15 protein-coding genes and 1 rRNA gene are annotated in these 20,840 nt (G+C 54.9%); 8 read left to right on the forward strand and 8 right to left on the reverse strand.

All coding sequences use genetic code 11. The features are described from left to right. Positions 1–110: 110 nt before the first annotated feature. A complete protein-coding gene (locus FHI25_RS16800; RefSeq protein WP_210519706.1) occupies positions 111–1,211 on the forward strand; it encodes a TRAP transporter substrate-binding protein in 1,101 nt (366 codons plus the stop codon). 64 nt (positions 1,212–1,275) lie between these two features. Here FHI25_RS16800 and FHI25_RS16805 read toward each other — a convergent pair whose 3' ends face one another. After that, a complete protein-coding gene (locus tag FHI25_RS16805) occupies positions 1,276–1,935 on the reverse strand; it encodes a glutathione S-transferase family protein (protein WP_210519708.1) in 660 nt (219 codons plus the stop codon). A gap of 104 nt (positions 1,936–2,039) precedes the next feature. Here FHI25_RS16805 and FHI25_RS16810 point away from each other — a divergent pair, with 104 nt between their 5' ends. After that, the gene (locus FHI25_RS16810; protein WP_210519710.1) at positions 2,040–2,537 is read left to right on the forward strand and encodes a helix-turn-helix domain-containing protein; all 498 of its coding nucleotides are present in this window, start codon (positions 2,040–2,042) and stop codon (positions 2,535–2,537) included. Between the two features lie 69 nt (positions 2,538–2,606). Here the strand turns inward: FHI25_RS16810 and FHI25_RS16815 are convergent, their stop codons facing one another. Then, complete coding sequence (locus tag FHI25_RS16815; protein WP_210519712.1) at positions 2,607–2,999, reverse strand: hypothetical protein; 393 nt, start codon at positions 2,997–2,999, stop codon at positions 2,607–2,609. Between the two features lie 138 nt (positions 3,000–3,137). Here FHI25_RS16815 and FHI25_RS16820 point away from each other — a divergent pair, with 138 nt between their 5' ends. Together FHI25_RS16820 and FHI25_RS16825 are read left to right on the forward strand one after the other, a co-directional pair. Then, on the forward strand, positions 3,138–7,106 hold the full coding sequence (locus tag FHI25_RS16820; protein WP_210519714.1) for a NahK/ErcS family hybrid sensor histidine kinase/response regulator: 3,969 nt from the start codon (positions 3,138–3,140) through the stop codon (positions 7,104–7,106). Between the two features lie 23 nt (positions 7,107–7,129). After that, positions 7,130–7,726: a hypothetical protein gene (locus tag FHI25_RS16825; protein ID WP_210519716.1), complete on the forward strand. Its 597-nt coding sequence runs from the start codon at positions 7,130–7,132 to the stop codon at positions 7,724–7,726. A gap of 6 nt (positions 7,727–7,732) precedes the next feature. On the opposite strand, the gene FHI25_RS16830 is transcribed toward FHI25_RS16825, so the two are convergent. From FHI25_RS16830 to FHI25_RS16845, 4 genes are all read right to left on the reverse strand, one after another. Further along, positions 7,733–8,344, reverse strand: a complete 612-nt coding sequence (locus FHI25_RS16830) for a LysE family translocator (RefSeq protein WP_210519724.1) — start codon at positions 8,342–8,344, stop codon at positions 7,733–7,735. Between the two features lie 89 nt (positions 8,345–8,433). Continuing rightward, complete coding sequence (locus FHI25_RS16835; RefSeq protein ID WP_210519726.1) at positions 8,434–9,261, reverse strand: AraC family transcriptional regulator; 828 nt, start codon at positions 9,259–9,261, stop codon at positions 8,434–8,436. Positions 9,262–9,326: 65 nt separating this feature from the next. Continuing rightward, positions 9,327–10,568, reverse strand: a complete 1,242-nt coding sequence (locus tag FHI25_RS16840; RefSeq protein WP_246879161.1) for an AI-2E family transporter — start codon at positions 10,566–10,568, stop codon at positions 9,327–9,329. A gap of 131 nt (positions 10,569–10,699) precedes the next feature. Further along, on the reverse strand, positions 10,700–11,371 hold the full coding sequence (locus FHI25_RS16845) for a response regulator transcription factor (RefSeq protein WP_210519728.1): 672 nt from the start codon (positions 11,369–11,371) through the stop codon (positions 10,700–10,702). 432 nt (positions 11,372–11,803) lie between these two features. Between FHI25_RS16845 and pepN the strand changes: the two genes are divergently transcribed. Then, the gene (gene pepN, locus FHI25_RS16850) at positions 11,804–14,443 is read left to right on the forward strand and encodes an aminopeptidase N (protein ID WP_210519730.1); all 2,640 of its coding nucleotides are present in this window, start codon (positions 11,804–11,806) and stop codon (positions 14,441–14,443) included. Between the two features lie 83 nt (positions 14,444–14,526). Here the strand turns inward: pepN and FHI25_RS16855 are convergent, their stop codons facing one another. Next, positions 14,527–16,845, reverse strand: coding sequence for a HAMP domain-containing methyl-accepting chemotaxis protein (locus FHI25_RS16855; RefSeq protein WP_246879162.1), 2,319 nt, complete (start codon positions 16,843–16,845; stop codon positions 14,527–14,529). Positions 16,846–17,483: 638 nt separating this feature from the next. Between FHI25_RS16855 and FHI25_RS16860 the strand changes: the two genes are divergently transcribed. After that, positions 17,484–18,536, forward strand: a complete 1,053-nt coding sequence (locus FHI25_RS16860) for an SPOR domain-containing protein (RefSeq protein WP_210519732.1) — start codon at positions 17,484–17,486, stop codon at positions 18,534–18,536. 287 nt (positions 18,537–18,823) lie between these two features. After that, entirely contained in the window at positions 18,824–19,474 is a 651-nt protein-coding gene (gene upp, locus FHI25_RS16865) for a uracil phosphoribosyltransferase (RefSeq protein WP_008892328.1), read from the forward strand. Between the two features lie 95 nt (positions 19,475–19,569). Here upp and FHI25_RS16870 read toward each other — a convergent pair whose 3' ends face one another. Next, a complete protein-coding gene (locus FHI25_RS16870; RefSeq protein ID WP_231959834.1) occupies positions 19,570–20,013 on the reverse strand; it encodes a hypothetical protein in 444 nt (147 codons plus the stop codon). A gap of 760 nt (positions 20,014–20,773) precedes the next feature. On the opposite strand from FHI25_RS16870, the gene FHI25_RS16875 reads away from it, so the two are divergent. Next, positions 20,774–20,840: ribosomal RNA gene (locus FHI25_RS16875) — 16S ribosomal RNA — on the forward strand; the annotation flags it as partial.

Raw genomic sequence — 20,840 nt, forward strand, 5'->3', positions numbered from 1 at the left:
TCGTTAATTGTTGCCTGCGCCAAAAACCGTAACTTTGGGCCCAAACAAGGTTACGAAATTATCTTCGTAAGCTTTTTACGCAAAATTTTACCAATATTGGGAGCCCCACAATGAAACGTCGCGCGTTTCTGGGCGGTGCAGGCGTTGCCGCAGGCGCATTTGCCGCTACTGCCGCTGCACCATCAATCGTCAAAGCAAATGAAACCATCAACTGGCGCATGGTCATGCCCTGGCCGAAAGGAACCCCGGGCCTTGGTGCGAACGGCGAACTGTTTGCCGAACGTGTCAACAAGATGTCGGGCGGTCGCCTGAACATCACCGTTTACGGCGCGGGTGAACTTGTCCCGGCCCTTGAATGCATGGATGCGGTCGAGCAGGGCGTTGCCGATCTTGCGCACTCCACCCCGTATTACTGGTTTGGCAAGGACCCGGCTGTTTCATTCTTCACCACCACTCCGTTCGGTCTGATGGGCTGGGAGCTTTCCGGTTGGCTGCGCTTTGGCGGTGGTCAGGCGCTCTGGGACGAGCTTTATGCCCAGTTCAACGTCAAGCCGTTCCTGGCGGGTAACACAGGCCTTCAGGCCGGTGGCTGGTTTAACAAGGAAATCAACTCGGTTGACGACCTCAAAGGCCTTAAGGTCCGTTATGCCGGTATCGGTGGCGAAGCCATGCGCCGTCTGGGTGCAACCCCGTCGCTTCTGCCGGCTGCCGACATCCTGCCGAGCTTGCAGTCAGGTGCGATTGACGCAGCCGAGTGGGTTGGTCCGTGGAACGATTATGCCTTTGGCCTCGCATCGGTTGCCAAATACTACTACACCCCGGCATTCGCCGAGCCGGGTTCGGGCATCGAAGTCTTCATCAACAAGGACAAGTTTGCCGAATTACCCGAAGACCTTCAGGAAATCGTCGCCGTTGCCGCACAGGCCAATGCCGAACAGACCCTGTCGGATTTCGCATTCAACAATATTCAGTCCTATCAGGCGATCCTTGAAAAAGGCACCGAGATCCGTCACTTCAATGACGATCTGATCAATGCCTTTGCGAAGGCCTCCAAAGAAGCGCTTGAAGAAATTGCTGCGAAGAATGAACTCACCGGTCGCATTTATGCGTCCGTGATGGATTTCGCCAAGAAAGCCGCGCCCTATGGCAAGGAATTCGAGGCAACCGCACTTAACCAGCGCGCCAATGTTTTTGCCAACAGCACTTACTAAGCCATCAGGTTTTGAAAGAAAAAGGCCGGCGTCACATGACGTCGGCCTTTTATTTTGGGCGGGCCTAGTCCATATGTTCGACCTCAAGCGGGAATAGATGGCGATAGGGCTTGGCATCCGCGATGCACCGGGCAAAGGATGGGCGTTCCATCAGCCGGTCACGTAGCGCGTGGACATGGCGATATTTGCGATCAATCGGATGGGTCCAGTGCGCATAAAACAGGGCGGGTCCCGCCGCACAATCGGCAAGACTGAAATCCTCACCCGCAGCCCAAGTGCGATCAGCCATCCTGTCATTAAGCCAGCCATAGGATGTTTCAAGCAGGTCAATCGCCTTGTTAACCCCATAAGCATCCCGGTCCTTTGCATCACGCAGAACGTCGAATACGACAGTCATTTGCGGGGTTGAGATGTAATTGTCAAAGAACCGGTCCATAAAGCGTGCTTCAAGCGCCAGGGCCCGATCGCGCGGCACAAGGTCATGCCCGCTGTTATGATGCAGGTCGATATGTTCGATGATGATGCTGCTTTCCATGATGGTATGGCCGCTATCGATGATGACCGGCATGCGTTTGAGACGCCAGATTTCCTCAAACTCCGCCATGATTTCCGGGTCTTCGAAGTCAATCTTGCGCAGGTCGTGGTCAACGCTGTGTTCGTGAAACGCGATCAAGGCCTTTTGGCAATAGGCAGAAAAGTGATGGCCATAGAATGTGATGGGCATGGTGGCCTCCCGTTATGATGAAAACTGATTGCATAATGCAACCAGTTGCCTTTTAACAAAACCGATCCTATTTTGCAACCAGTGTGAAAAAGGATGCTTTGGGAATGGATCAGCACCGTTCGGGATGCCCTATTAATCTGACATTGGAAGTTCTTGGTGATCGCTGGAGCCTGATCGTCATTCGCGACGTGATGTTTGGCAATCGCCGCCATTTCCGCGAACTGCTTGGCCAGTCTGAAGAAGGCATTGCCTCAAACATCCTTTCGACCCGTTTGAAACGACTGGTCGCAGAAGGTTTGTTGTTCAAATCTCCTGATCCAAGCCACGCGCAAAAATCGATCTATAGCCTGAGTGAACCGGCAATCGAGCTTGTCCCGCTTTTGGTGCAAATGGGGGCGTGGGGAAGGCGGCATACGCCGGTGTCAAAGGAACTGTCGATCCGTGCCCAATTGCTCGAAGATGGCGGAACAATCATGTGGCAGCGTTTCATGGATGAGCTGCGCCATATCCATCTTGGTGCGCCCAAACCGGCCAAATCAGTCCTTGAAGAACTTCAAGATGCCTATCTGCGCGTGGTGGCCGAAGAAGCCGCCTCATCCTGAACGCAGATAAAAGAAAAGGGTGCCGAGGCACCCTGATCTGAAGTCATCAAAATCGGCGTTCGTCTGTGCTTAGTGCACGGTCGGTGCGTTCGGGGCGGCGGGCAAATCGAACGTGAACCTGTCCTGATCCTTGAGCTCCTCATTGGCGGCCCGTTTGACCAGTTCGGCGGCGAGGATCAGCGATGTTTCAATCGCCCATTTAAGCTGTTCTACCGCACCCTCGTTCCCGGCATTAAGCGCCTCTGGCAGGATGCGTTCTTGCAGGAATTTGGCGACACCGGCAAAGGCGCGCGCGGCACTTTCGCAGTTGTTGCGTTCGACCATGAAGCGACCGCTTTGTTCAATCGCATCGGCAATCCCGGCCAGATGGCCCATCATGATGCGAATTTCGGCGTCATCGGTTTCCGTCTTTTTTGCGACGAACCGCAGGATACCGGCGTAAAAGCCATAATCAGAAGCCATCTGAACCACGCTTTCCTTGATCTTTGGTCTCAAAACGATTTGCGCCGTTTTAGACAATTCACCCGCCGTGGTATAGTCCCCGATAACAGATAATTGTGACCGCCTGAATGGGCGGCGATAACAAGGGCGTTTGCGTCGATGCTTCAGGGCGGACTGATCTTTATTGTTGCCATGACCTATATCGGGTTGTTGTTTGCCATTGCCCATTATGGCGACAAATATGCCGACAAGTGGCGCGCATCCAGATTAAAGCCGACGATCTATGCCCTGTCGATGGCGGTCTATTGCACAAGCTGGACCTTCTTTGGCTCGGTGGGCTCTGCGGCCACCGGGGGATGGGCGTTTCTGCCGATCTATATCGGGCCGATTTTGGTGATGATTTTCGGTTTTGGCATCATGACCAAGATCGCCCGCGTCTGTCACAAGCAAAACATTACCTCTATTGCCGATTTCCTGGGTTCGCGCTATGGCAAAAGCCAAAGTCTGGCCGCCCTTGTTGCGCTGATCGCGGTGGTTGGCGTGCTGGCCTATATTTCGCTTCAGCTCAAAGCGGTATCGATGTCGTTTGATGTGCTGATCGGCGATCTCGGCCAACAGGTTGTTCGCCATTCCGAAGGCCATTTTTCCAAGGATACGGCGTTTTATGTCACCATCCTGATGGCGGTGTTCGCCATCCTGTTTGGCGTGCGTTATATCCACGCATCCGAACATCATGACGGCCTGATTCTGGCGGTGGCGTTTGAAAGCCTGATCAAGCTTGCAGCCCTTTTGATGGTCGGTTTTTTTGTCGTTTACGGGATGTTTGACGGATTTGTCGATATCAATCAACGCGCCCTGTCTGATCCGACCGTGCGGCAGATGTTTATTCCCGATACCTGGCTGACATCAAACTTCTTTATCGCCACCATGCTGGCAGGCTTTGCCATTTTCTGTCTGCCGCGGCAGTTCCATGTCACCTTTGTTGAAAATGATGACAGCCGCAATCTGACCAGCGCGCGCTGGCTGTTTCCGGCCTATCTGGTTGCGATCAACATCTTTGTCGTGCCGATTGCGATTGCCGGTCTGTTCATGTTTAGCCATAACCCGGCGGTTAATCCCGATACCTTTGTTCTGACCTTGCCGTTGCTGGGCGGGCAGAACTGGTTGGCGGTATTTGCCTTTATCGGTGGTTTGTCGGCCAGTACCGGGATGGTGATTGTGTCCTGCGTCGCGGTTTCGACCATGGTCTGTAACGATCTGGTCATGCCGCTTTTGCTGCGTTCTGAACGGCTCCAGAAACGGATGTCTGGCGATGTCAGTCAGGTGTTGTTGAAAATTCGCCGGGCCGCCATCATTGCCATCCTGTTTCTGGCCTATGGTTTCTATCGGTTTTTGGCGGAAAACTATGCGCTGGCCGATATCGGGATGCTGTCCTTTGCCGCCATGGCGCAGTTCGGCCCGGCGGTTCTCGCCGCGATCTATCTTAAAAACATCAACCGGACGGGGGTGCGGCTTGGCCTGACGTCGGGCTTTGTTCTATGGGCCTATACGCTTCTGATGCCGGCCTTTGTGCAGGGCGGGTTGTTGCCATCATCGCTCCTGACCGACGGGCCGTTTGGCATTGGTATTCTGAACCCGCAGGCCCTTTTGGGGGTGGGGATCGAAGATCATCTGACCCACGGTGTTGTCTGGTCACTTGGTGTGAACTTCGTTTTGATGTTTGTCGGCTCGGCCGTTGGGGTGCAGGGTGTCACCCAACGCCGTCAGGCGCAGGTCTTTGTCGATGTCTGGCGCAAGGATACACGCGCGCGCAACGATACCTGGCCGGGTCGGGTGACGCTGGGCGATCTCGAAGATCTGGCGGCAAGGTTCCTTGGCAAGCATTGGGCACAGCGCGCCTTTCGCAATTATCTGCAATCGCGTGATGGCGAAACCAAGCGATCCGATCTTGCCGATGTTGATGCCGCGAACTTTACCGAACATCTGCTGTCTGGCGCCGTCGGGGCCGCATCCTCCCGCGTGGTGATGGCATTGTTGCTGCCCGATAAGGCGGTATCACGCCGCGATGCGATGGAGCTGCTCGATGAAGCGTCCGAGGCCATCAAGTTCAACCGCGACCTTCTGCTCAACACGCTTGAAAACATCTCGCAAGGGGTCGGGGTGTTTGACCAGAACCTGCGCCTTGCCACATGGAACCACCGTTTCATTGATTTGCTTGGCATTTCGACCAGCGACATTCAGGTGACATTGCCGCTGTCGGAGCTTGTCCATATCTGCCGCGATAACGGCAATCGCGCGGTCGATATTGATATTCTGCTGGGGCGCAATGCCGCCCCGCAGATGCGCCGTTTGCCACATACTTATGAGCGCAAGCGTGCCGATGGCATGGTGCTTGAAGTTCGCACCAACCCGATGCCCGATGGCGGCTTTGTCGCTACCATTGCCGACATCACAGCCCGTGTCCGCACCGAAGAAGCCCTTAGGGATAGCGAACGCAACATCCGGATTTACACCGATAATATTCCGGTGATGATTGCCTATGCCGATAAAAATCAGCGCCTGCGCTTTACCAACCGCCCCTATGAGCGGATGTTTGGCCTGCGCCGGGTTGAGGCCCATGGCATGTCCGTCCGCGAAGCCGTGGGCGAGGAACGCTATGTCCATCTCGCCCCGATGATCGATCTTGTATTGCAGGGTTATCGCCAGAGTTTCGAGATCGAATTTCCCGCGATTACCCGCAACCGCAATGACGAACGCGCCACCCTTGGCGTGCGCGAAGGCCGCTATGCCGAAGGCACCTATATCCCGCACTTTGACGAAACCGGTGAAGTGCTGGGCTATTTCTGTATCTATCACGACATTACCGAACGCAAGATCGCCGAACAGGCGCTTAAGGAAGCCAACGAAGGCCTTGAGGCGCGCGTGACCGAACGAACGCACGCGCTTGAGGTACTTAATTCCGAGCTTTCAGACGCCAAGGAGCAGGCCGAAACGGCGAACGATACCAAAACCCGCTTCTTTGCCGCAGCAAGCCACGACTTGCTTCAGCCGCTTAATGCCGCGCGCCTGTTTACCGTTGCCCTTGGCGGCAAGCAGGGGCTGGCCGAAGACGTGCTTGATCTGGTCGGCAAGGTCGATTTGTCGCTCAAGGGTGTCGAAGAACTGCTGAACGAGCTTTTGGATATCTGCAAGCTTGATGCGGGCGCCATGCAGCCGACCGTGCGTGACTTTGCAATTAATGATGTGCTGGGCGCACTTGAAACCGAATTTGGTCCGATTGCCGAAAATGCTGGCCTGACCTTCAAGGTCCATAAACGCGATCTTTGGGTGCGCAGCGACAGTCGCCTGCTTAGGCGTATCCTGCAAAACTTCATTTCCAACGCCATGCGCTATACCCGCACGGGTGGCGCGGTGGTCGGCTGCCGTGTGCGCGGCGATAAACTGAGGCTTGAAGTCTGGGATAGCGGGCCGGGCATCCCGGAAGACAAACTGAAAATCATCTTCCGCGAATTCCATCGCCTCGAAGGCCCGGAAACCACCGATGTGAAGGGCCTTGGCCTTGGCCTTGCCATCGTCGATCGCTTGGGTAAGTCACTCGGCCATCCGGTTTCGGTGCGCTCACGCCCCGGTCGTGGCACGGTCTTTTCGGTCGAAGTGCCGCTTGGCGTTGCCGACACTGCCGCCCCCCCAAAACCCAAACGCCGCATGGCGGGCGAACTGGGCGGCCTTCGCGTGCTCTGTCTTGATAACGAACCGGCGATCCTTGATGGCATGCGCGCCATGTTGGAAAACTGGGATTGTGTTGTGGTCACCGCCCAGTCTGGCCGTGCTGCCGAAGACGCCTTGACCAAAACAATCGATGGCAGACCGCCGTTCTCCCCGGATATCATCCTTGCCGATTACCACCTTGATTCCGGCCAGACCGGCCTTGATGTTCTGATCCGGCTCCGCGATGTTCACGGTGTTAACGTTCCCGGCGTCATCATCACCGCCGACCGCTCCTCTGACACCGCAGACCTGATCGCGGCCCAAGGCTACTCCTTGCTCAACAAACCGCTCCGCCCAGCCAAGCTGCGCGCCCTGATGACGCGCGCGCTCAACCGATTGGGGAGTGATGCGGCGGAGTAAACCGTAAAAGGAACCGTGAATAGATGCTCAGCCCATTAGAGATATATGGCCTTATCAAGGATGGAACTGGTGCGGCTGTTTCTGGTGTCCGCTTTTGGAAGCGGAAGCGTAGGATACTTAGTCCAGAAGAAAAAATTGCTCTTCGAGCGAGATGGAAATCAGAGTTCGAAGAACATCTTTATGTTCGCCAAGCGCGCGGCCTCAGAAAGGACGTCATTGTCCGAGACGTAAAGAGGATCGACATCTATCCGGATATCCCGAAGACAAAGGGAATTTCTCCCTGTTTTCGCGTCGGTTTGGTTGGGACATACGAGCGGGGTGCAATGATAGGGCTCGGTTGGGCTCGTATTATAGAAGAAAAAGGTAGGTGGCGGGAATTAGATCTGCCTTATGATTCAGATGAGCACGAGAAAGTTATGTTAACCGGCTTCGTTCCTTACGAAAATATCGAACACGTAGATTGGGATGGAGACCAATACTACAGTTATCCTCATATTTTCTGCCACTTTGTCTACAAGGGCGAACCATACGAAAAGGTTGCGTATTGTCGGTGCTACGAATTTAACAATAACGAACACTTTTCTGAGCTCGTGAATTACAAAGACGTTAAACGTAAATGACATCGGCTATGATGTCGTTGCTAGCTTCATGCCCATTAGAACAAAGGCTCCCGCGAAGCTTTTGCCTATAAACCTCATGACGTTCGGGCGTTCGATAATGTGGCTGCGAAGGGCGCCTGCAAAGCAGCCATAAACCACAAACACCGCAAATGTCATCGCCATGAAGATCAGGCCGAGCAGGGTCATTTCGAGCGTTGTATCGGGCGTGTTAGCGCTAACAAATTGCGGCAGGAAGGCAAGGAAGAAGACCGAGAGCTTCGGGTTCAGCAGGTTGAGCAATATGCCGTCGCGGATGATTTTAAGAATGCCCGCAGCACTTTCATTGGCGGTGACTTTCATCGCACCCGTCCCGTGCCACATGCCCCAGGCCATATAGAGCAACCACGCCACCCCAAGATAACGCACGATTTCAAAGGCGACCGCGCTGGCATGAAGCAGGGCGGCGAGGCCAAGGATGCTGGCGGTCATATGCGGGACGATACCAAGCGTGCAGCCAAAGGCCGCCCAGATGCTGGCCTTCATGCCGTGGCCTAGGCCGAGGGCGAGGGTATAGATCACGCCCGTACCGGGCAGGACGACGATGATAAGAGAAGTTATCAGGAAATCGAGGCTGATCATTTTGCATCCGTTTGTTTGACTGCGTTGCGATCAATCTACGGATGGACAGCAGGGCATTCTTGAACGGAATTGCAGAATGTGAGGATTGCTCAGTTTCCGCGAACGGCGCGGGCATAGCGGCCCGGTGTCAGGCCAAAGGCGCGGACAAAGTGGCGGTTCAGATGGCTTTGATCGGCAAAGCCGGCGGCACTTGCGATATCAGCAAGCGTTTCGCCGGATTTGATCATGGTCCTTGCAAGATCAATGCGCCGCTGGATCAGATAGGCGTGCGGGGTTAGGCCGGTCGCACGGGTAAAATCGCGCAGCGTTTGAAATTTGCTTAAGCCCGTTGCGTTTGCAAGATCATCAAGGCTGTGGCTTTGCGTTGGGCTGTCATCGAGCAACGCCTTGGCGCGTCTGATCCGGGCATGGGCAACAGCCGTTCGGGCGTTTGATTTCCGGGTGGGTTCACCGGGGCCGATCATGGCGTGATGGAGCATCATCAGCAGCATTTCTTCGCGCCGGAGCCGTGCGCTTTCTTCCGATCCGTTGGTGATGGCATCGAATAATGCGCCAAAGCAGTGCCGGACATCGGGGCTGTCCATGACGGGCCGTGTGAATTCATATTGATCGGTGGCGGTTTCGGAAAGGTCGGTTGCCGCATGTGCGATCAGGGCCGGGTCGAAATACAGCATGTTCCAGCCGCGCGGAGCATCGCCAATCGGATGGCCATCATGCACTTCGCGCGGATTGACCGTGATGATGTTGCCAGCCCCGGCCTCGACCATGCCGCGCCCGGAGGCCGATTTTTGCGCCCCCGAATACATGAAGCCGATGCCAAACGCCTCGTGCGTGTGTTTGGCAAAGGAATGGCGTGTTTCGGCCATGACGGCTTCAACACCCAGACAATCATGGGCAATGACTTCGATCTTGTTCATCGCACAAAACTGGCAGCGTTTGCAGATTTTGGCAATGGCGCAGGGTGTAGGGCTGGCTGATAAAGCTACTTACCGTTTGTCGGAATGGTGCGGTCAGGCGTGTTACTGGCTGCATGCGGGCCCAGCAGTTCGCGAAGTCCGCCCAGGCCTTCGACGTGATTGGAAATGACGCTGGCAACGATCAGAAGCGGGACGGCAACCAGAATGCCGACAAAGCCCCAAAGCCAACCCCAAAGTGCAATGGCAAGCACAATCGCGACCGAGTTGATTTTAAGCCGGTTGCCAATAAGCATTGGCGTGATCAATTGCCCTTCAAACACCGTGCAGGCCAGATAAAGTGCAGGTGCAATCAGGGCCTGTCCGGTGGTTTGCATCGACACAAGCGCCACCACGCCAACGATCACCACACCGGTCATTGCACCAAGGATTGGCACATAATTCAGTACCGCCGCCGCAATCCCCCAAAGAACAGGGTTGGGCAGGCCGATAATTGCCATCAGGGTCCCGATCACAATGCCAAGCAAGATGTTGATCGCGGTAATCGTTGCAAGATAGCGCGAAACTTCGCGTTCCACGTCATGGGCGATGCGCAATCCCTTGCGCCGGTCACCAAAGGTCGGGAGCGAGCGGATCAGTTTCTGATAAATGCGATCGCCCCCCGACAGGATAAACAGCAACAAAACAAGCATCAGCGCAATGCCCGCCAGAATATCGGGTGCGCCTTGAGCGGCCTGGCTGATCAGGTTGGGTTCGGCAACCACGACCCTTTGAACGTCTTCATCGCCATTATTCTGATCGGTGGCCTCGGAGACCTGCTTTTGGGCTTCGCGGAGTTTATCAAGCGGTTCGCTGAGATCGGCAAGGCGCAGACGCAATTGGCGCTCGATATTCGGCGCTTCATCAATCCAGCCCGATACCGGGCCACTCAGGCCATAAATCCCGGCAATCACAGTTGCGCTGAGTGTCAGAACAATTGCAAACGCGGTTACGGTATTGGGGATGTAAAATTTCGCAAAGGTGCGGACAACCGGCGAAAACACAAGCGACAGCAAAAACGCCAGAACAACCGGCAGCAAAAGACTTTGCGCGACGTAAAGGCAGCCCAATGCCAAAACCACAAATGTGCCGATCACCGAAATCGTCCGCGCCCTGCGGTACACCCGCGCACGCGCATTGGTGCGGCGTTCCGCATCACTGGGGACAGTCGCATCCGTTTCTGCCGCCGTGCCATTGGCGGGCGGATTGGCGTACGATGTTTCGGAGGCTTCAGGTGTTTCTGGCGAATGCGCGCCGCATCTGGCCGACATACAAGGACTCCCGACAGGGCAGGGCAACCGCCTGCAAGCGTGTTTTATCTGGATGTATGGATTAAACGGCTGAGCAGCGGGGAAGTTCCGCGGGCTGAAACCCCAAGGTGGATTTAGCCAAATTCGACCAATCAGGCCTCGATTGCCGGTTCCTGCAACTGCAATTCGCGCGCGATGATCACGGCCTGTGTCCGGCTATGGACCGAAAGCTTGCGCAGGATGGCCGATACATGGGCCTTGACCGTCGCCTCGGTGACATCAAGCTCATAGGCGATCTGCTTATTGAGCTTGCCTTCCGTCAGCATGTTCAAAACACGCAACTGTTGCGGGGTAAGCTGGCCGATCTTTTCGGCCAATCCGGTGGCCTCGTCATCGGCCGGGCCGTTTTCCATGGCCTCGCGTGCCCAGTCTGGCATCCACATGCCACCATCGAGCACGGTCTTGACCGCAAGCCCGATCTGATCGACCGGGGCTGATTTCGGGACAAAGGCCGATGCGCCATATTCGATGGAACGGCGCACAACAGGCAGTTCCTGACTGGCTGAAACGATGGAAACCGGAATGTCGGGATAGGATGCACGCAGGGTAAACAGGCCGGTAAAGCCATTCATGCCAGGCATATGAAGATCAAGCAGGACAAGATCGATATCACCCTTGTGGGCTTCGATCTGATCAATGGCTTCATACAGGCTGCCGGCTTCAAGGACCGATACGTTTTCCAGTTCCGAGCTTAACGCCTGTTTGAGGGCTCCGCGCACGAGCGGATGGTCATCGGCGATCAGAATCTGGAACGTTTCGGACATTGGCGATTTTTCCCCTGAAAGTTATCATTCCCCGACAGGTCGCAATTATTCTATCCCGTTCAAGCGGAACTCACAAATTATTAGGTGAGAAAAGGATGGGATATTTTTGATTTTGGTAGGGTGCGACCCGGTGGACGCCGATCTGCATGAGAAGGTGTTTTGTCTGGAAAACCGGCAGAAAGGTTGAGGGAAACCAAAGATCACTCTCGCCCCACGAAATGTGAAACTTTGGCCCCCCTCGCGCCACCGTTTGAGAGTATGCCCATTAAAATCGGCGCCGTAAACTCCGCATTTGAGGAAAAATGAAATTTATCCTATCAGTGTTATCGCTGACCGAAATTCAGTTCTGAAACACCACACTGCATTGCGAAATTGGCGATTTTATACAATCCGTTCCAAAACCGCGCAGCCCAAGGAAAAAAGGACCCTTAAATGTCTGAACAGCCGCAAGAGATTCGTCGCGAAGACTATAAGGAACCTGACTTTATTGTCGAAAAGGTCGAACTGGTTTTTGACCTTGATCGTGACGTGACAAATGTCAAATCGCGCCTGTTTATGGCTGCGAATCCTGTGCGCGGTACCGGAAAAGGTGACGAGGTTTTCCTCCATGGCGAGGATATGAAGCTTCTTTCCGTCACCCTTAATGAAACCCGCCTGGCGTCCAGCGATTTCACGGTTGATCAGGAAGGGCTACGCTTTAAGGCACCGGGGCAAAACTTCATTGCCGAACTTGAAACCCAGATTTCACCAGCCAACAACACCCGGCTCGAAGGCCTTTATGTTTCGCAAAGTGCCTTTTGCACCCAGTGCGAGGCCGAAGGGTTCCGCCGCATTACCTATTTCCCGGATCGCCCGGACGTCATGGCGACCTATAAGGTCACGATCAATGCGAATAAGGAAAGCTGCCCGGTTTTGCTATCGAATGGCAATCTGATCGATAGTGGCGATCTTGACGGCGGCCGTCATTTCGCCGTGTGGGAAGATCCGTTCCCCAAGCCATCCTACCTGTTTGCGCTGGTCGCCGGCGATCTGGCCTGTGTCGAAGACAGTTTCAAGACCATGTCGGGCCGTGATGTGGCGCTGCGGATCTTTGTCGAGCACGGCAATGAGGATCGCTGCGATTACGCGATGGACAGCCTGAAACGGTCGATGAAGTGGGACGAGGAGGTCTATGGCCTCGAATACGATCTGGACCTGTTTAACATCGTCGCCGTATCCGACTTCAATATGGGCGCGATGGAAAACAAAAGCCTCAATGTGTTTAACGCCAAATTCGTTCTGGCCCGCCCGGATACGGCGACCGATGGCGATTATGAACGCATCGAATCCATCGTTGCACACGAATATTTCCATAACTGGTCGGGCAACCGCGTCACCTGTCGCGACTGGTTCCAACTGTCGCTCAAGGAAGGTCTGACCGTGTTCCGTGATCAGGAATTCTCGGCCGATCAGCGATCGCGTCCGGTGCAGCGAATCAAGGATGTCAATGCCCTCCGCGCCGCCCAGTTCCCCGAGGATGCAGGTCCGCTGGCCCATCCGGTGCGCCCGGACAGCTATATGGAAATCAACAATTTCTATACCGCCACGGTCTACGAAAAGGGCGCGGAACTGATCCGCATGATGCATACGTTGCTTGGGCCGGATGGCTATCGCAAGGGCATAGACCTTTACTTTGATCGCCATGACGGGCAGGCGGTGACCTGTGATGACTTCGCCAAGGCGATGGAAGACGCCAACGGTATCGATTTCAGCCAGCTCAAACTCTGGTATTCGCAGGCCGGCACGCCGAAACTCAGCTGGCAGGGCGACTATGACGCAGATGCCAAACAATACCGTCTGACCATTTCGCAAAAAACCGATCCGACCCCGGGACAGCCGGACAAGAAACCGCTGCACATGCCGATTTCAATCGGGCTTCTGGGCGCGGATGGTTCAGACCTCGTCGCCAAAACGGTTGAACTGACGGAAGCCAGCCAGGAATTCGTCTTTGATGGTGTGACTGAGGCGCCGGTGCTGTCGTTTAACCGGGGATTCTCCGCACCGGTCAACATCACCACCGATCAGCCGGATGACGAGCTTGTCTTCCTGATGGGCAATGACAGCGATGCGTTCAATCGCTGGGAAGCCGGGCAGAAATACGCAACCCGTTTGATGTTGTCTGCCATCGCCGCCTATGAAGCGAATGGCGGCGATGTCGATGCAGCCTTTGCCGATGAAAAGGCCCGCGTTGATGCCTTTATTGCCGCGATGCGCGCGACACTTATTAATAACGATCTTGATAAGGCGTTCCGCGCAGATGCGCTTGTCCTGCCGGGCGAGGCATTCCTGTCCGAACAACGCAAGCCCGCCAATCCGGAAGCGATCTATCAGGTGCGCACCGCCTTGCGCAAACGCATTGGCCAGGCACTTTCGGACGATTTCGCCAAAACCTATCACCAGAATGCCTCAAACGCCGCCTTTACCCCGGATGCGACATCGGCGGGGCAGCGTGCCTTGCGGGCAACGGCCCTTGCCTATCTGGTGGCAAGCGGGGCGGATGAATTTGCCGACGTGGCAGTCGCGCAGTATGGCACGGCTGATAACATGACCGATCAGATGGCCGCCCTTTCGGTGCTCAATAACCTTGATCATCCGGGCCGTGAAACCGCCTTGGCCGATTTCGAGGAACGCTTTGCCAGTGATGCTGTCGTCCTCGATAAATGGTTCTCGTTGCAGGCGATGTCGTCGCGTGATGATACCCTGGCGCGGGTCAAGGATCTGATGAGCCACCCGGCCTTTACCATGCGCAATCCCAATAAGGTGCGTGCGCTGATCGGGGCATTCGCCATGGGCAATCCGCGTCATTTCCATGCCAAGGATGGTTCGGGCTATGCCTTCTATGCGGATCGCCTGATCGAACTTGATGACATCAACCCGCAGGTTGCCGCACGGCTTTGCGCCCCGCTTGGCAAATGGGCAAAATACGATGCGGATCGCGCGGACAAGATGAAGGCCGAACTTAACCGTATCCTCGCCAAACCGGAAATCTCGCGCGATCTTTATGAAATCGCCTCGAAATCCGCGGCAAGCTGATCAAGCAACCATATCTGGTGAAATGACAAAGGGCGGCACCCTAAGGATGCCGCCCTTTGTTTTGGAAAATATCACAAAGCCGATCAGGTCAGCTTCATCCGCTCGCTAAACTCGCGCATTTTCTCTGACAGGTTGCGTGCCACTTCCGAAAGGTTATGGCTGGCGGTGTTCAGATCATGCGCACTGCGCCCGGTGCTCTGTGCGCCGTCATTCACAAAGGTGATCATTTCGTCCATCGATCCCGCACCGGCGGCGATGCGTTGAACGTTTTCGGAAATCTCACCGGTGGCACGGCGTTGTTCATCAACCGATTGGGTGATGGTCGACTGGATGTCGTTGACCTGATGAATAACTTCGCCAACCGTGCTGATCGAATGGGCCGCCTTTTGCACTTCTTCCTGAATGGCAGCGGTCAGGTCACCAATCTGGCCGGTTGCACTTGCGGTTTGATCGGCAAGCGATTTGACCTCGTTGGCAACCACGGCAAAGCCCTTGCCAAGTTCACCGGCACGTTCGGCTTCAATCGTTGCATTAAGCGACAAAAGCTTGGTGCGATGGGCAATGTCGTTGATCAGATCAATGATCGATCCGATCTCGGAACTGGCCTTTTCAAGCGATCCGATATTGCGCTGGCTTTCCTCGGCTTCTTCACGTGCCCGTCCGGTCACGGTGGAGGCCTCGGTTGCCTGACGGTTGATCTCGGCGATCGAGGATGAAAGTTCCTCAACCGCGGTGGCGACATTGCGGGTATTTGATGCCGCCTCGCGCGAGACATCCAGTGCACCACCCGATTGCTGTACTGTGTTTTCCGACTGGTTTGTCAGTTCACTGGCAAGGCTTAGCAACCCTTCGGACTGTTCGGTCACGGATTGGGCCACGCGGGCAACCTCGGCCATCAGTTCGGTGACCGCGATCTTGCTTTCCTCACGCTCTGACACGTCGTTCCAGGCCAGCATGGTGCCCAAAAGGACATTGTCCTTATCGCGCACCGGGGCAGCAAGGATATCAAGATAGCCACGGTCGGTCTGGATGATCTCGGTAAAGGGCAGGTTGTTCGGATTGGCAAGCTTGGCCTGGAATTCCGATCCAAGATTAAGGAAATCACCCGAAATCGTTGCCGTGGTACCACCAAGATGGTCTTGCGCACTGGCGTTAAGGTAACTCAGCTTGCCATCAGGCAGGATCATCGCCGTCATGGTCGGGGTATTTTCGACCATGTTTTGCAAGATCAAGGCCTGACGTACCGATTCACGCAAGGCAATCAGGGCCTTTTTCATTTCGCCGATTTCGTCATTACCGACATTGGGCAGATTGACGTTGGTATCCCCGTTCGAGATTGACGTCATCGCACCGGCAAAGGCGCGCAGATTGCGCAGAACCGTGGTGCGCAACAGGATCCAGCCAACAACCCAGGCCGCCAGAAGCACACCAACAAGGATCTCGATCGACAGCAGGCGAAGACTATCTGTCTGGGCATAGAAATCAGACACGTCGCGGTCAAACCGGGCCTCGGCCCAGACACCACCACGACCATCACTGATCATAACCTCGACTGCCGCGCGGTGCGTCGTATCACCTGCTTTGGCCGTTTCGGGCTCCGGCGCATCATTGCTGGCTTCTGGTGCTGCATCTCCGCCATTTTCGGTGGCGGCATCTCCCTCTGCTGCCGGGGCCGTTTCGGTTTCTGCCTCAGCCGGGGCTTCAAGGCTTTCAAACAACACGTTGCCAGAATTATCCAGAATCTGGAAGTTGCCACCCAAAACCTTGCCAATGCCCGCAAGCTGGGGCAGGGGATCGGTGATGACTTCAAGGAAACCAACAGCACGGAACCCGCCAACCGGCAGGATCAGGCTAAAGACTGGCCGCCCATCCGGGGTTGCCCACATAAAGCTTGCTGGTTTGCGGGCTTCGGCCTTGTCGCGACCGATCAAATAGGCTTTGACGTCCGGGTCATCAGTCACGCTGGCGCCAAGATTGGCTTCGGACGTCGCCAGTTGATTGAATTCCTGATCATAGGATATTGCACCAATCAGGTTTACATCGCCCTGAACCACTTCGCGTGCGTTCGAAAGGATGTTGAGTTCGGCCTGCATGCGCGTCTGGTCATTTTCCTGATAACTTTTGACCAGGCTGCCAAGCCGCGACCATTCATTGGCAATGGGGGTAATTTTGTCGGCATAGTCGGTGGCAATACGCGACCCGACAAAGAAATTGACTGTACCACTGACCGAGTTGTTCAGTGTTTCAATCGCAAAGTTGCGATAGGTATCACCGGTCCAAAGAAGCATCCATGTCACTGCACCTGAAACCAGTAACCCGGTTACGAGCAAAATCCGTCGTAACGTCAGAAGGCTGGTAGCACCTCCTGCAATAGCCGTCTTCGCGGCCTTGTCTCCCGTCATTTTTGTCACTCCAGAGCAAACCAAGTTTATTTTTTGTCTTTGGTCATATTGGCTCGCGTCTCTCCCGCTCACACCTCTACTTCTCAAGAGTAGTTATCCTGATCCAAGCAGAGCTTGGTTTGGAACACAATCCCTTATTTCTCGATTTCCATAGGATTGCTGCGGCACACAGCCGGTTTGAAGCGGTTCGAAATCTGGAAATTCTCGTTTTGGTTGGGGGGCTTAGCCCCGATTTACGAGCGCGATTTCGACGCATTGAAATTTTTTCTGCGAATGTGTGTGATAATCGTTTGCAATTGCAAAAACGATGCTCTATGACTGTGTTTGTCAAATGCAGACGACAACGTCGTTTGTGACCGGCCATCAGGCCTACATGGCGTGCCTGATGGCTTCTATCTTCGGGACTCTCTCTCCCCGAAGGTCGATCTCTCTCACTCGAGGGGGCTGGTATCCGGATCATTGTGCGGGACAATGCCGGAATTCATACCAGTCCCCCTTTTTTTATCCAAAACACATTGACCCATATCGATCTTTGGCACGCTGCCTGGTTGCATCCGTGCACGGCTTTAGCGTTTTATAAAGGTGCTGTTGGTTACAAAAGCAGGGTAACTTTGATGTCGTGAAGGATGGCCAAGTCCATGGCTGGCGAAGACAACACCAACAAACCCGATTTGCGCGCAACCCCGGAACCGCAGACTGATCCGGATGCAGGGCAAAAGGATGCACCGCTTCCGGCCTTTATATATGGCCGGGACGGGCACGGTGATGGCAGCGCACGTGGGGCAGAACGCTCCGGTGATCGGCAAAACCTTAATGCACGGATAGCGGATATGGATCGCAAAACCCTTCTTGGCCTGGTCACAGGCGCAGGCATGCTCGGCCTTGTCTTGTTCTTTGCCGGAATGCTGGTCGGCGCAGGCTTGTTCATGGATTCTGAAGACGGTGCGCGCACCACCCAGACAGAACAGCCGCAGGTCGAAATGCTGGCCTCCGCCCCGGAAGAACCAACTGAAATTCCCGATGCCACGCCTGAGGCAACCGAGCCGACAGCAACAACACCTGCACCGGAAATCAGCGCTGATAGCGAAGACCCGGTCGGTGATCTGATCGCACAGCGTACCGAGGCACTTTCGGATGATCCATCCGCTGGCAGCGAAGCCGCATCGGATGCAGCTGAAACCGAAGAAACCGCAGAAGCCACAGGATCAGAAGATCAGGCGATTGCAGCTCCGGAAATCCGCGACGTAACCGGCGACACCGATGCGCCAGCCGCACCAGAAGCCCCGGCAGTTGAAGACGCGCAAGACAGTGCTGCGACCGAAACGGCGACAACTACTGAACAGGCATCCGCGCCAGAGGCATCCGAACCGGCCGCTGAAACCGCCGAAACCACGCCGGAACCAGCACCAGCAGCCCCGGCATCAGATGCCAGCAAGCCTTTCTCGGTTCAGGTTGGTGCCTTCAAGGTGCATGAAAATGCCAGCCAGCGTGCCGAGGAACTGCGTGGCAAGGGACTTGAAGTCGCCGTTGTCGTGCGCGGGCCAGAGGACGAAGGGGCTTGGTACTATGTCCGGATCGGGTCCTATGCCAACCTTGCAGCAGCTCGCGATGATGCGGCCAAAATCAAGGCGGATCATTCGATTGACGGTTTCCCGGTTCGCGCAGAGCCAAATGACCGCGTGGTAGACTGATCAGATCGGGTCAGATCGGGTGCGCATCCCGGTACGGTTAAGGCGCACACTATATATATAGAAGTAATAATGCAGAGCGGGGTGGTCATAAGGGCTGCCCCGCTTTTCTATTGGGCTTGGCGTGTTCAATTGCCAAATTCATGTCATCGGGTTTGTTTTTGTCCTCTGATTGGGGCATTCTGCTTGCCATCTTGGGGTAAAGGCGCTACGCGCTAGGTTCTCAAACACCAGACCGGCAGCCGCTTGATTGGAACGGCTGCAAAGCAAGACAGGATGGCCGATAGCACATGAGCACGCACAAGGATTTCCCGAACCTCCATATTCTTGATCATCCGCTGATCCAGCATAAGCTGAGCCACATGCGCAAGGTCAGCACTTCGACCAAGACCTTCCGTCAGTTGCTCAAGGAAATCGCCCTTCTCATGGGCTATGAAATCACCCGCGAGCTTCCTGTCAGCTATGAAGACATCGAAACACCGATTTGCGCGATGAAGGCGCCGGTCATTCAGGGCCGTAAACTGGCGGTGGTTCCAATCCTGCGCGCCGGTTCGGGCATGGCCGATGGCCTGATCGAACTGATGCCGTCCGCGCGGATTGGTCATATCGGCCTCTATCGCGATCCGGAAACCCACATGCCGGTCGAATATCTGGTCAAGCTGCCCGAAGTCGAAGGCCGTACCTTCATTCTGGTCGATCCGATGCTGGCGACCGGGAACTCGGCAGTGGCGGCGATCGATACGCTTAATAAATACGGTGTGGCCGACAAGGACATCCGCTTCATGGCGCTGGTTGCCGCCCCCGAAGGGGTCAAGGTCTTCCAGGATGCCCATCCGGATGTGCCGATCTATACCGCGGGCCTCGATGAAAAGCTTAATGAAAAGGCCTATATCGTTCCGGGCCTTGGTGATGCCGGCGACCGACTGTTCGGTACGCGCTAGGCCCATCGACCAACCATTGCGTTTCGCATTAAAAAAGGGTGCCGTTTGGCACCCTTTTGTTTTTGAAGTTTTCGTCTGTTTGGTCGGGCAGGCAATCAGCCCTTTGGCGATACCGTGATATCAACCACCGATCCGCTAAAGGAGCCACCGGTCAACTTGATGGTCGCGACCCGGTTTTCACGGTCATAGACCAGAACTGAAATATCGGCGCGGACCACGGTCACCTTGCTCCAGCCAAAGTTTGGCATTTCACGCTCGTAGAAATCATACATCTGCGCTTGCGATCCACCAGCATTCAGGACAAGCCGCCCGTGCCAGGCATCGGATGCGCCAAAGATGATGCTCCTGTCCATATCGAGTGACGAATTGGACGGCATCGGAATATCTGTGAACTGGGTGAAAGACGGACCTGGTTGGCCACCTTTGCCTTCACTGCTGCCCGGGCCCGTATTGGGCACAAGGTTGGTGCCAGAGCACCCGGCAAGAGAGAGCCCCGCAAAGGCGGCGGCACATATAAGATATTGTCGCAGTCTCATCATCTTCCTTCGGTCCCCTGATGCCCGTCTTATAACGAGGGGTATGGATATCTCGCCCTATCATCGGGTCATAATGTAAAGGAAAGGTTCACATATTTGCTTTTGCGCCATTTTGCGGCCTTGCCCGGATCATATGTCCTTCTGGACTAAATTGGCGGAACTATCACGTTTAATTTGACCTTTAATATGACTGTGCGCATTGCATCAAATCAAACGGGTTGAACCGGACTTTGGGCATATAGGGCGAATCAACGGCCCGTAATCTTGGTTTTTTCGAATCATTTTGATCCGGCGCAGTGTTTTTTGCCGGGTAAAAGCCCAGTCTTTGCGGGTCTTTTTCAGGACTTTTGCGGGATTTTTCAACCAAGAGTCTGATGGGTACTGCTGTCTGACTTTTATGGTTGGATATGGCTTTTCGATTATGTTGTTGAAAAATAACGATATTCAGAAAAGTTCCCATTAAATGCATTTTTTTCTGAAAAAGGTGTTTACAGGTCGGGATAGGGGCCCTATAACCCGCCTCCACCGACGGGGTGCGGCGCCAACGAGACGGCGACGCGAACTGGACGGTTTCGGGCTTCGGCCTTTGAGTTCTTTGACATTGTAGATCAGAAGGAAGGGATGCGCGGGCAGCGTTATGGCGTTTAGTCTGTGCATCCTGGAGACGACGGATCGATTTGGATTTATTCAGATTGATTTGTGGTAACCACCAAAATGTGCAGACGTTAATTTTGAAGAGTTTGTCTTTTGACAAGCTTGGATTGAACATGAGAGTTTGATCCTGGCTCAGAACGAACGCTGGCGGCAGGCCTAACACATGCAAGTCGGAC

The sequence above is a fragment of the Thalassospira sp. ER-Se-21-Dark genome (assembly GCF_017922435.1).
Classification (GTDB): domain Bacteria; phylum Pseudomonadota; class Alphaproteobacteria; order Rhodospirillales; family Thalassospiraceae; genus Thalassospira.